Source organism: Pseudoalteromonas sp. PS1M3 (assembly GCF_016865405.1).
GTDB classification, from domain to species: Bacteria; Pseudomonadota; Gammaproteobacteria; order Enterobacterales; family Alteromonadaceae; genus Pseudoalteromonas; species Pseudoalteromonas marina.
On the sequence record NZ_AP022625.1, the window covers coordinates 112362 to 125739 of the forward strand.

A 13378-nucleotide genomic window follows, 5' to 3' on the forward strand; every position below is an offset into this window, starting at 1 on the left:
ATAAAATAAATATTGTGTGTGTGCTAGCCGTTAACTCACCCAACCGCCAATTTCCCTGCCTCATGCCACATTTCACTTGGCATGGGGTTGGTTAATTCCCACGTAATATTCATTGGTTGACTACCGTTGTGATTTTGGTATTTAACCTCACCGTAGTTTACAAATCCCATGGTTCGGCCGTTTTCATCTTTGCCTTGTTCGCGAACAAATAACAGGATGGTTTTGCCTGTTTGCTGGTGCTGAATATAACTTAGGCCGCGGCCGTGTTCTGGGCGTGCGCTGTTTTGCGTCTGCCAATGAAACAGGGTAGGGCTGATTGCGTAATCGTGGTACAGCGTTGTGGGCGAGTAGGTTTTTTCGCACTTGTTGAGTGTTACAAATAATAGCTCTAGGTTTTGGTTTTTAAATTCTAGTATACCTTCGCGGGCAGTCGATTTTTTATCAAACGAGTGAGCGCCAAACGCTGCGAGTATTTGTTGGCGTGTGTAGCGGCTGTGTAATTTTATTGCGTGATTAGGTAAACACGTTAAATCGCTTTCTTGTTGGTGAATACGGTTTATTAATAGCGTAATTACTTGGGCAAGTTCATGCTGTAGCGCTTTGTGTTTAAGAGCTTGTAAGCTTTGCTCAAGCGTTTTAAAACCTAAACCTGTGCCTGTGGTATCCCAAAAGTTGTAATGCGCCATTAGCGCGTACTGTTGGTTTTGTGGCGTTGGCGTAAAGCTAAAGTCGTTGTTACATAAATCACGTAAAAAGCATAAGTAGCTGAGAGAGTCGCAGCCGAGTAATTGGGTGTTGATTGCGCGGTAATAGGCGGCGTAAATGTCGGCTTGCTCTGCGGATATTTCATCGCCTTTTAACCAGTGCCAGCCGCCGAGCTTTTTATCTTTTGGTTTGTATATATCTTCCAGCGTGACTTGCGGGTTTATACGTAAAAAGTTACTTAGCGTTAGCGTGTCATTGGTATGTTGCGAATAGCTATTTATCAGCTGCTGTAAACGGCGCTTTGTATTTATAGCTTGCTGAATGTTTTTTAGAATTGTTTGTTGTGTACGTTTTTGCAGCTCAATACGGCAACCCAGCGGTAAATGCGGGAAGTTGTTTTCAATCTCGGTTTTTATTGGTTGGTTGCTTTTACCAATCAGTGCGCGGAATTTACTGGCAAAGTCGTATTCTGGGCGAGCATTGCCTACAAAGTCGAGTACCGTACAGCATTGCTTTTGGCTGTTGTCGGGCAGGCGCAGGCCACGGCCTAATTGCTGTAAAAACAGGGTTAGGCTTTCCGTTGGGCGTAAAAATAACAGAGTATCGACCTCTGGAATATCCACACCTTCGTTAAAAATATCAACCACGCACAGTATTTGTATTTCGCCTTGGCGCAGAGCTTGTTGTTTGGCCGCGCGCTCATTGGTGTTTTTACTGGTCAGTACATCGGCGTTTATCCCAGCTAAGTTAAATTTAGACGCCATAAACTCTGCGTGTTTTTGGCTTACGCAAAATGCCAACGCTTTAATGCGGTGAAGATTAGTCACTATATCAGCAAGGCTGGATATAATTTTGTTAGCGCGGCTGTTTTCCCCTGTATAAAGGTTACTTAGCTCGCTTATATCGTAACGGCCACCGCGCCATGTTATTTGGCTTAGGTCGGTATCGTCATCTAGTCCAAAATATTGAAATGGGCATAAGTGGCGTTGGTTTATTGCCTCTGGCAAGCGAATTTCAGCGGCTATTACCCCACAAAAGTCATCGAGTATATTTGCGCCATCTTGTCGCTCTGGTGTAGCGGTTAAGCCAAGTAATATTGTGGGTGTAAAGTAACTTAAAATAGTGCGATAACTGGCAGCGCTTACGTGATGTACTTCGTCTATTACTATGTAGTCATAGTAATCGTGGGTTAAATTGAGCGATTCAATTTGGCTGTTTAATGTTTGTATTGACGCAAATAATTGGTTGTAGCGTTGTGGCTTGTAGTTACCTACCCACAGCTCGCCAAAGTCGTTATTTTTAAGCACGCCACGGTAAGCGCTTTGCGCTTGCTTTAGTATTTCTTCTCGGTGGGCTACAAACAAAAAATGTGCGTTTGGGTTTTTATCGTAAACGGTTTTAAAGTCGAACGCCGATATAATGGTTTTACCCGTGCCTGTTGCAGCTACCACTAGGTTTTTAAAACGATTATGCACGCTACGTTCAACGCTTAGTTTTTCTAAAATAGCGAGCTGGTGCGTTTTTGGTGTTATATCAAAATAAAACTGGCTGCTTGATTGCCCAACACCGCGTTGCTCATTAAGAGAATTTATTAGCTTTTCTTTACATTCAGCTTTGCCTGTAAATAGCTCGAAATCTGGCGATTGCCAGTAGGTTTCAAAGGTACTTTTGGTTTTAGCTATTATGTGTGGAATTTCTTGCGCGGTAATTTTTAAGTTCCACTCTAGGCCGCTGGTAAGAGCCGAATGCGATAAATTAGACGAGCCAATATAACCAGTATGAAAACCCGTATTGCGCATAAATAAGTATGACTTTGCGTGTAGGCGCTCTTGCTGGTTATTGTAACTTAGCTTTACTTCGGTATTTGGTAGGTTTGCCAAAAACTCAACCGCTTTAGCATCCGTTGCGCCCATGTATGAAGTAGTAATTACTTTGAGTTTATTGCCGCTTTTAGTAAAGGCTTCAAGCTCATTTTTAAATATGCGCAGCCCCGTCCATTTTATAAATGAGACCAGCCAGTAAATTGTATCGGACGATTTAATCTCGCGCTTTAGCTCGGTTTCGAGCGATATACCTGCATTAGCACCGCTAAATAATTCACTTTGTGTAAGCCCTGTAAGTGGAAATATATCGCTTGAGTAATCTTTAAGGTTGGCCGCAATCGGGTTTTGGGTATTAAACAGCGCGGTAAGTATTCGGCCTTGGCTGTCGATAAGGTTTTCGTTAATTAGCTCGTCATCACGAATATGATCTTTAAGCCAAAGTACAAGGCTATTAGCTAGGCTAATCTGTTCTTGTAGGCGCTCGTTCGAGTTAGGAATGGCATCGATTGCATGCGTTACAAGTTTATTTAAAAAACGTGAAAGCCATGTAGCCGCTTCGGCCGTTTCAAGCTGGCGCTCACCCACATAAAATTGATCACGATTTAAGTTTTGCTCAATTACTTTTGTAATTAACTGCTCGTAAATACCAATTTGCTGCATTGAAACCACTCCCTGTTTGCGAGTAGTTAGTTTACTAAAAAGTGCATTGTAAACAAGCATTAACTCATTATTGAATTAAAGACTAATGCTAAGACAATTCCCCCGTCATTTTGCCCGAAAAGACTCAATTGATGAGTAATTGATTGCATGGAAGCAATCGAAGCCGTGACTTCGCCATGGATGGCGAATACACGGCAGTTACGTTCATATCGATTTAGACTTTGAGGTAATTGCAAAATACTCGGGGCGCCGTGGGGTTCCAAGGGGCGGTCGGCGGTATCCGCCCCTTGGTTGCCATCGCCAACGCGATATAAGTAAATTATTTTAAAAGCTGCGCTTTCGCGCAAGCAAGCTTTGCGCCTACAGATTTATTAATCATTGTATTTATAAATTAACACCAATCACTTATATTCTGCTTTATAAAAATAAATTTTAAGCACTGCAAGTAAAGGAAAAGTGATGATTAAATGGATTTTGGTAGTTTCTACTACTTTATTTACCGCTGAAGTTTTTGCCGGCGATGTTTACTCGCAATCGCGTTGCGATGGCATTAAAAAAGAGCGTGAACATATTCGTTCAAAAATGCGGCAGGGTTACAAAGCCGCTGAAGGTGAAAGACTCAAAACTCGCTTTACTTTTTTATTTAAACAGCTTGCTAATCATTGCGATAAACCCAAAAAAGCCGCTACACGCCAATACGTTAAACCTGCACGGGCTTACTCTTCAAATAACAGTACATTACTGAATCAAAAAGTGGCGACTATGTCTTTATATAGCGATAGCTATAGTAATAAAGCAAAGCTAGATGCATGGTCAAAATTTTATAAGTTGCCTGAGCGCTGCCGTAAAAAAGGAATGAACACATCAGAGTTTGTTTGGTGCAGTGAATATAGGGGTAAACAAAAAGCATTGTTTGAAGCGCAGTGGAAAGGGAAGCCGTAATTATGTTTAAAACTAAGTTGCGTGTTGTGTTTATATTTTTTTTGTTTGTAATTGCTTGTGGCTTAGTGGCTAACCATTTAACGGGGCGTGTATTTAATTTTTACGATCCGATTGGTGAAGTTAAGCGCATTTATAAACGTTTAAGCACACAAAATTTAGAGCCATCGGTAACAAAAACAGCAATAAATAAAAGTGCTATTAAAGTTCAGGGCAATAAAGCGTCTACTGATTTTCATTTTCCGCAGGCCGATATTACTCGGTGTGTTGATACCTCTTTAGGGGAAGTTAAATATGAACGCAATGGCGATATTTATACTTGGACAGATAGCCAAGGCGTTGTGCATTTTACCGATGAAAAACCTAACTTTGCAGTTGCAACGTACGATTCAGGTTTTAAAGCGCCGCTCGATTACTTTGATTTAACCTTAAATACCCCAAAGTTACCGTCGTCTTTTAACCAAGCTTTAAGCATAAAGCTAAATACTGTTTTTAAGGTTTATGGTCAAATAATTGGTGTGCATGCACTTAAAAAAGTGAAGTTAAATTTAACAGTTCTGCCTACTAGAGGCTCTTATGAGGTGGCTATTAAGCAGCGCGGTGGCGACCCTAGAAATTCAGTGGGAATGTATTTTCATGCTAATAACTCTGCGTTTATAGAGTATAGAAATACTCAAAATGCAATGAGCACAGCGGTGCATGAAGCGGTTCATGCGATTAATAAAGCTGTACTAGGTTATACGCCTAGGTGGTTAAATGAAGGGTTTGCAGAGTACTTTGAAATTACTAAAAACCATATGCAAACCGGTATTGTAGAGCCTAATAATTCGTGGACAATAAATAATAAACTCGCTAAGGGCGTTTTTAATATTAGCAGGTTAATAGGTTCAGAAGAGTCGTGGAAACAAAACAATACGAGTAAATTATACGCAAGTAGTTGGGCGACAATTTACTTTTTGATGGATTCATCACAGGGGAGAATATTACTTAAAAATATAATGCTAGCCGAGCAGGAGTCGCCTTGTAATAAATTGCAGCCCAAGCAGTTAAAAAGCATGCTGCACTCTGAGTTTCCTAATTTTAGTAAGGTTTATGCCCAGTGGTTAAAAACACCGTTTAAGGCGCATAACTTTTAATAACAATGACATTTTAGTTATTTTTAGCGTTAGCCCTAGTGTGAGTTTTGTTTTTTAAGTATTGTTGTTTAACTATTATGCTGAGCTAATTTAATGAAAATAAAAACACGTCATGTATTGTTGTTGGTTGTGGTGTTGCTGGTTTTACACTTTTTTTATAAACCAAATACCGCTGTGGTTGAAGTAAATAACTATACGCACAAAGCTGAAAATGCTGAGAGTTATACGCATGTGTATACTACTGAAACCGTTAATTATAAGCGTGTTGATAATGTAGCTAGTAAAGTAAAAGCTCAGCCAAAACCTGCCCCAGTGCAGCAAAATAGTTGCGAGTTGATTCATGACCCTGAAGAACTTGAATACGCGCAAAGTGAGCTGTCGCAGTTAAACGATAATCTCGATTTTACAGCCGAAAAATTTGATATTGGCCCTTACACCTCTGTTAATTTAATTACCCCTAATGTAAATAGCGATTATCATAAAACGCTGCGTATTCGTTTATTTAAAGCATACGAAAAGTATCAAAACTTATTTGGTTTATACCCCGACAAACCCATTTTAATGAACTTGGTTGTACTACCTAATAATTATTACGACGATTATGTGTCGCGCTTTGGGGCTTTACCAAGCAACAATGCGGGGATTTACTTTGGTAAAAATAATACGGCGTTAGTGAGGTTTGATAAGGCCGATCCGCAAAGTAGTTTACGCGTAGCAATTCACGAGGCAATGCATGTCATTAATTTTAATTTAATTGGCAGTACCTCTAGTTGGTTAAACGAGGGAATAGCTGAGGTTTTTGAAAACACGCTGATTTATAAAACTAACCGAACTATTGCTATTCCTACCTACCGTGTACGCCGGACGTATATGGAGTTTAGGTCGTTAATTGATTCAGAGGCGTTGTGGGAGCAGCAGTCTTACCGTGGCGATTTATACGCAAATGCGAATAATTGGTTGGCGTTTTTTATTCAGCATAAGCAGGGTAGAAGGGTGTTAAAGGCAATTGTGCAGGCTGAGGCTAAAAATCCGTGCAATTCGCTTGAGAATGAGGTGATTTTAAATGCGCTTTCTACCTATTTTATAGATTACGAGCAGGCGTATTTAGTGTGGTTAAAGGCATCGCAGCAGGTTGAGGGCGAGTTTATTCCTGTTTATTAAAGTGTGTTAGTTATTTAAAAGCGTAATGCACAAAGAGAACAAAGAGAAGCGAATGAGAAGCCAAAGTGAATAGGGCTATTTTTAGCTTGGCTTTGTAGACGTAGAGCTTGCTCACGTTAGAAGCGCAGCTTCTTGCTAAAAAATAAATATCACTACAGAGTACACCGAGGCGCTTCGCGCTACACAGAGTTAAAAAATATTGGGCTGGTCACTTTTTCTGATCTTCTCCTTCACTTCTCCGTGGTAACACAATCATTTTATTAACCCCCGTAAAAGCGTTGCTTTTAAACGCCAGCAAGCTGCGCGTCTACCAGTAAATTTAGAAATAATGAGCTTATAAAACTGTAATGCACAAAGAGAAGCGAATGAGGAGCCAAAGTGAATAGGGCTATTTTTAGCTTGGTTTTGTAGACGTAGAGCTTGCTCACGTTGGAAGCTAAAAAATAAATATCACCACAGAGTACACCGAGGCGCTTCGCGCTCCCCCTGTGTCAGGATAGTTGTCGCCTCTAACATTTAGCAGAGGCAAATAAAATGAAACGTCAATTTACACAAGAGTTTAAAGTTCAAGCTGTTGAAAAAGCATTATCTCAATGTGATGATGTTCGCTTAGAAGATATTGCAGATGACTTAGGTGTCGGTTATTCAACGTTACAACGTTGGATAGCACTGGCAAAAAAGCATCAACTTGAAATACACCAGACGGGTAGCCAAATGACAGCAGAAAAACGACCACAAGACTGGAGTTTAGAAGAAAGACTCAACGCAGTAATTGAGTGTGGAAGTTTAGATGAAGCCGCCATAAATGAATACTGCCGTAATATAGGGCTTTATCCGCATCATATTCAGCAATGGAAGAAAGACTTAGTAACACCACCTTCAAATAAAACAGTAAAGTCAGACAGTAAACAGCTTAAGCAAGAAATAAAGCAACTGCAAAAAGAACTGAATCGCAAAGATAAGGCCTTAGCTGAAACTGCCGCTCTACTTGTACTCAAAAAAAAAGCGGATGCACTTTGGGGTTTCAACGAGGACGATTAACAACAGCGACTGAGCGACATGAATTAATAACGCTTATCACAAACGCACAGGCTTCAGGGGCAAGGAAAGAAAAGGCATGTGAGTTACTTGGACTGACACTAAGAACCGTTCAGCGGTGGATTGAAGCAGACGATATGACTGACAAACGGACGAGTACGAAAAAACAGCCGCCTAACCGTCTCACAGAGTTAGAGCGGCAGCGCATTATTAATACGGCTAATTCAGCCGAATATGGGCATTTACCGGCCAGTAAAATAGTCCCTAAGCTGCTTGATAAGGGCATATGGATAGCGTCTGAAAGTTCGTTTTATCGTGTCATGAAGGCACATAACTTATTAACGCATAGAGAAAAAGTAAAGCCAGCTAAGCCGATAAAAAAGCCAAGAGTATTGAAAGCAGTGCGTGCAAATGAAGTCTACACTTGGGATATCACCTATTTACCAACGAGCGTAAAAGGGCAATTTTTATACTTATATTTAGTGATGGACATTTTTAGTCGAAAGGTTGTTGGCTGGCAAGTTTACGACTCACAGTTAAGTGAATTAGCCGCAGATTTAATGAAGGATATTTGCAGTCGGGAGCAAATAAAGCGCGAGCAAGTTACGTTACACTCAGATAATGGCAGCCCAATGAAAGGCGCGACATTACTGGCAACATTACAGGAGTTAGGGATTGTGCCATCATTTAGTCGACCGTCAGTAAGTAATGACAATCCATACTCTGAGTCGTTATTTAAAACGTTAAAGTATCGCCCAGAATACCCAGAAAAGCCATTTGAAGATATAAGCGCAGCAAGAGAATGGGTAAGTGGGTTCGTTGATTGGTACAATAATGAGCACCTACACAGTGGTATAAAATTTGTGACGCCAAACCAACGTCATTCAGGTTTAGATAAAGAAATATTAGCTAAGCGTCAGCAGGTAAACGACGCAGCTAAATTGAATAACCCAAGCCGTTGGTCAGGGAAGTCACGAGACTGGTCAATGATAAATGAAGTAAATTTAAACCCTGAGAAAAAAGAAGAAATGCGGGCGGCATAAAATTTAACTTGAGGCGACAACTAACTTGAAAAACTCCGCGCTACACAGAGTTAAAAAATATTGGGTTGGTCACTTTTTCTGATCTTCTCCTTCACTTTTCCGTGGTAACACAATCATTTTATTAACCCCCGTAAAAGCGTTGCTTTTAAACGCCAGCAAGCTGCGCGTCTACCAGTAAATTTAGAAATAATGAGCTTATAAAACTGTAATGCACAAAGAGAAGCGAATGAGGAGCCAAAGTGAATAGGGCTATTTTTAGCTTGGTTTTGTAGACGTAGAGCTTGCTCACGTGAGAAGCGCAGCTTCTTGCTAAAAAAATAAATATCACCACAGAGTACACCGAGGCGCTTCGCGCTACACAGAGTTAAAAAATATTGGGTTGGTCACTTTTTCTGATCTTCTCCTTCACTTCTCCGTGGTAACACAATCATTTTATTAACCTCCGTAAAAGCGTTGCTTTTAAACGCCAGCAAGCTGCGCGTCTACCAGTAAATTTAGAAATAATGAGCTTATAAAACTGTAATGCACAAAGAGAAGCGAATGAGGAGCCAAAGTGAATAGGGCTATTTTTAGCTTGGTTTTGTAGACGTAGAGCTTGCTCACGTTAGAAGCGCAGCTTCTTGCTAAAAAATAAATATCACTACAGAGTACACCGAGGCGCTTCGCGCTACACAGAGTTAAAAAATATTGGGCTGGTCACTTTTTCTGATCTTCTCCTTCACTTCTCCGTGGTAACACAATCATTTTATTAACCCCCGTAAAAGCGTTGCTTTTAAACGCCAGCAAGCTGCGCGTCTACCAGTAAATTTAGAAATAATGAGCTTATAAAACTGTAATGCACAAAGAGAAGCGAATGAGGAGCCAAAGTGAATAGGGCTATTTTTAGCTTGGTTTTGTAGACGTAGAGCTTGCTCACGTTAGAAGCGCAGCTTCTTGCTAAAAAATAAATATCACCACAGAGTACACCGAGGCGCTTCGCGCTACACAGAGTTAAAAAATATTGGGTTGGTCACTTTTTCTGATCTTCTCCTTCACTTCTCCGTGGTAACACAATCATTTTATTAACCCCCGTAAAAGCGTTGCTTTTAAACGCCAGCAAGCTGCGCGTCTACCAGTAAATTTAGAAATAATGAGCTTATAAAACTGTAATGCACAAAGAGAAGCGAATGAGGAGCCAAAGTGAATAGGGCTATTTTTAGCTTGGTTTTGTAGACGTAGAGCTTGCTCACGTTAGAAGCGCAGCTTCTTGCTAAAAAATAAATATCACCACAGAGTACACCGAGGCGCTTCGCGCTACACAGAGTTAAAAAATATTGGGCTGGTCACTTTTTCTGATCTTCTCCTTCACTTCTCCGTGGTAACACAATCATTTTATTAACCCCCGTAAAAGCGTTGCTTTTAAACGCCAGCAAGCTGCGCGTCTACCAGTAAATTTAGAAATAATGAGCTTATAAAACTGTAATGCACAAAGAGGATTGAGTGAGGTTGCTACTCTTTTGTTTGTAGCTTTTTAGCGCGTTCTTCTGCGTCTATTAGTGCTTGTGATTTAGGGGCGCGTTGTTTTTCTTCTATTTTGGGTTTTTCGGCTGAGTTTGGGTCCCAACTTGCATCAAGTGATAGGTTGGCAAATGGGTTGTTGGTATCTGCTTTTTTAGGCTCTGCTGTAGGGGTTTTTGGCTCGGCTTTTGCCTCAGATGCTTCTGGCTCTGGTTGCATTGTTTCAGGGGTGTTTTGTGGCGCTGGTGGCTCCGGCTCAGTTTGTGTTGGCTCTGTTTTACGTGGTTTTTTCTTTTTGCCGGGCAGTGGTGCATTAGGATCGAACGTGCGTACTTCGGGCTCTTTAAAGTCGTGTTCAGTTTTAAATGCAGGCGCTTCTGGTTCGGGTTTATCTAATTTAGCAGGTGTACTTGTTGGTAGCGGCTCAGGTGTTTGCTCTGCTGGTTGTTCAGTTTTTTCTATAGGCTTTGCTGGTGTTGGCTCTGGTTTTACTGGGCTGTGCTTGCGCTGTTTTTTTACTGGTTTTGCATCTGGATCAAAGTCGCGTACTTGCGGTTCGTTAAAGCTGCTGGCGTTTTTAATACGCTCTAATGTAGTTTTAGCTGCGGCTTCAAACTCGGCGGTATTGGGTTGTGGTTTTTCTTCGCTTGGTTTGTCATTAGTAACGGCGTCGTTAGTAGGGGCTTTTGGCTCGGCTGTTTCTGTAGCCGATTGCTCACTGGGTGCCGGTGTTTTGTGTGTAGTTTTTGGTTGCTGTTGCTCTGAGGTTACATTAGCTGTTTGTTTTTCGGCGCTTTGTGTATTTTGTGTTTGCGTACTAACCGCTGTAACGGCTGCGCTGGCATTGGTTTGTTTTGCGCGGCGCAAACGAATGATCACCATTGCGCCAATAAGCACAACCAGTACTAATACAAAACTTGGTAATAATAACGAGCTAGGTTGCTCGCGCGCTGGTTGCGGAGTAATCACTGGCGCTGGTTTTATCACCGGCGCTACTGATGGCTCTGTGGGTTGTTTAACCGGTGTCGCTTGCTCTGTTACTTGGCTTTGCGCTGGCTCTTGTACTTTTTTTGATTCTTCCTCAAGCACTTGTGCTGAAGCTTGTTCACGTTTTTGAGTTACTATTGGCTCTGCTAGCGTTTGGTTGTTAGCCGAAGTGTTAGGCTCGTTTTTTTCAGTAGGTGTAGGTTGTGTAGGCTCTACATTTATGGTTACTTCGCTTGCGTTAGCGTCAATCATGTCGCTAATTTGCTGTTTTTGCTCATCGGTTAAGTTTAGTGTTTTTTCGTCAATTAGCCCATCGGTGGTTTGGTTGGTGGGCTCAATAACCGGAGTAGGTTGCACACTGTTTGGTTGTGGTTGGGTTATTATTACGCTTGGCTCTGGCTCTTTTACTACAGGTTTAGGCTGAGTAAGTACTTGCTTAGGTTTGTTACAATGTTTTTTGTAATCACGCGCCGCTTTACGGTATTTTTCGCTTGTTTTGTTATTACTGTATTGCTGTACTTCTTGCTTTATAAGTATGCACATTGCTTCGTTATAAGCAGCGCTATTAACACTATAAAATAAGGCAAAACAAAGCGTCAGGCGTGTGAGTAAAGTGGTCATAAGGGCGGTTAGCGTTTAAACATTAATAAGTTGATTTTAAGCGTAAAATTAAAAATTATCTAGGGGAGTATTACGCTTAATGGCGGGCGAATATGGCTAAGCTTATTTGCTTTAATATTAAAGCTTAGCCTGGCGGTTATTAAATAGCGCTGAGTAAGCGCTATTTAATTAGCTTATTACCATTAGGCTGCGGTATTCGTCGTAGGCAAATTGGTCGGTCATGCCGCTAATGTAATCTTGAATTAACCGGCATCGGTAATAAAATTCGTAGGCTGCAAAATGGTCGGGCTCTTCTTGCATGGCGTCTATGGCATGTTGGTAGCTGTTTAAGTGCTTTTTAGAGAGCTTTTTAACAAGCCTTGATTCTATTAGTAGGCGTTTGTCGCCATTTAGGGCGCGTTTAAAGTCGTCACTTGTTAATTGCAGTAGAGGTTTGTAGCTGTCGAGTAGGCCGTTAATAATTCTGTAGCCTTGTAGCTCAAGCTTTTCTACTTCTTTATCTGAAAACACATGCGCTTGGGCAACTTGTTTAAGCGTTTGTGTTACGGCATGCAAGTGGCTTCGGTCTTCTAGTAGGGCATGGTTAAAGTCGCCGTGATAAATGGGTTCTATGTTTTCTATAAAGCGTTTTGCGGCATGGTTAACTAGCGGGTGCAGCAGGGCTACACGCAGGTATATAAAAAATTCGCTATTAAAGTTATACGGTTGTGCTTTGCCACGCTCTAGTGCGTAGTTTACCGCTTTGCTAACAAAGTCTTGGTGTTCGGTGTCGTCAATGGTTAGGTTTATAAGTACTTTTTGATAGTGATTTTTAAGCACGGTGCACAGTAGCTCAATGGTTATTATGCCTTTTTCTACTGCATCTTCTATGTCGGCTAGGCAGTAGGATATGTCGTCGGCGGCTTCCATTATGTAACTGGCAGGATGACGACAGTATGGCTCTATGGTTAACTCGTTTTGTAATGCTTCAATAAAGGCTTTTTCACTGTAGTAGTAGCCTACTTTTTTCATTAAGTAGTTTTTATTTTGGGGTATGTCTTTTACATCAAGCCCTGCTGGGCGGGTGTATTTTAAAATACCTGCACTTTGGCTGTAGGTTAGGTTAAGGGTTTGCAACGAGTGAATAATACGAATGCCTTGGGCGTTGCCTTCAAAGTTGCAAATGTCTTGCGCTAGGTGCTTAAAAATAACGCCTATGCCGGTGTTTGGCTCGCGGCATCGCTCGGGCGTTACACTGGCTAAATTAGTATTAAACCAGTGGTTTATTGCGGCTTCGCCAAAGTGGCCAAAAGGTGGGTTGCCAATGTCGTGCATTAGGCAAGCCATTTCTACTAGGCTTTCGAGTGGGCGTTCTAGGTCGGTTAAGCCATAATCTTTTTGTTGCTCAAAGCTTAGGTTGGCAAAAATACGCTGTACAATAAAGCGGCCAACTTGTTGTACTTCAAGCGAGTGGGTTAACCTTGAACGCACAGCGGCGTTTCGCTCAAGCGGAAATACTTGTGTTTTTTGTTGCAAGCGACGAATAGCGGCGCTGTTCATTATGCGGCCACGGTCGCTTTCGAGCGCCATTTGTAAATTAGAGGTGGTTCTGTACATACGTGCGGGGGTTATTTTTTTACTAAAGTCGATAGTCATCGGTGTCCTTGTTTAGTGGCGATGACTGGCAAGTTAAATGCGCGTTGTCATTCGTTTTTAATACTTACTAGCTAATATATACACCTAGAGGAGTTAGGTACAGGTGCTTGTATCATTTAAGGCCTGGCAATTG

Annotated in this window: 7 protein-coding genes; 4 read left to right on the plus strand and 3 right to left on the minus strand. The window is 41.4% G+C overall.

The genetic code is table 11. The features are described from left to right. Window positions 1-35 precede the first annotated feature (35 nt). Complete coding sequence (locus tag PS1M3_RS17310) at window positions 36-3188, minus strand: DUF3427 domain-containing protein (protein WP_203987781.1); 3153 nt, start codon at window positions 3186-3188, stop codon at window positions 36-38. 459 nt (window positions 3189-3647) lie between these two features. On the opposite strand from PS1M3_RS17310, the gene PS1M3_RS17315 reads away from it, so the two are divergent. The 4 genes from PS1M3_RS17315 (at window position 3648) to PS1M3_RS17330 (ending at window position 8505) form a co-directional block, all read left to right on the plus strand. After that, on the plus strand, window positions 3648-4130 hold the full coding sequence (locus PS1M3_RS17315) for a hypothetical protein (RefSeq protein ID WP_203987783.1): 483 nt from the start codon (window positions 3648-3650) through the stop codon (window positions 4128-4130). A gap of 2 nt (window positions 4131-4132) precedes the next feature. Beyond that, entirely contained in the window at window positions 4133-5263 is a 1131-nt protein-coding gene (locus tag PS1M3_RS17320) for a DUF1570 domain-containing protein (protein WP_203987786.1), read from the plus strand. Window positions 5264-5356: 93 nt separating this feature from the next. Then, window positions 5357-6424: a hypothetical protein gene (locus tag PS1M3_RS17325; RefSeq protein WP_203987789.1), complete on the plus strand. Its 1068-nt coding sequence runs from the start codon at window positions 5357-5359 to the stop codon at window positions 6422-6424. Window positions 6425-6958: 534 nt separating this feature from the next. Further along, window positions 6959-8505 (plus strand): IS3 family transposase gene (locus PS1M3_RS17330; protein WP_086007399.1). Its coding sequence is split into 2 segments (ribosomal slippage): window positions 6959-7439 and window positions 7439-8505, totalling 1548 coding nucleotides; the frame shifts between segments, so codons are not numbered across the junction. Between the two features lie 1488 nt (window positions 8506-9993). Here PS1M3_RS17330 and PS1M3_RS17335 read toward each other — a convergent pair. Together PS1M3_RS17335 and dgt are read right to left on the minus strand one after the other, a co-directional pair. Continuing rightward, window positions 9994-11610 carry a cell surface protein gene (locus PS1M3_RS17335; protein WP_203987792.1) on the minus strand — a complete coding sequence of 539 codons (1617 nt, stop codon included), beginning with the start codon at window positions 11608-11610 and terminating at the stop codon, window positions 9994-9996. A gap of 168 nt (window positions 11611-11778) precedes the next feature. After that, window positions 11779-13245 carry a dGTPase gene (gene dgt, locus PS1M3_RS17340; protein ID WP_039037273.1) on the minus strand — a complete coding sequence of 489 codons (1467 nt, stop codon included), beginning with the start codon at window positions 13243-13245 and terminating at the stop codon, window positions 11779-11781. Window positions 13246-13378: the final 133 nt, after the last annotated feature.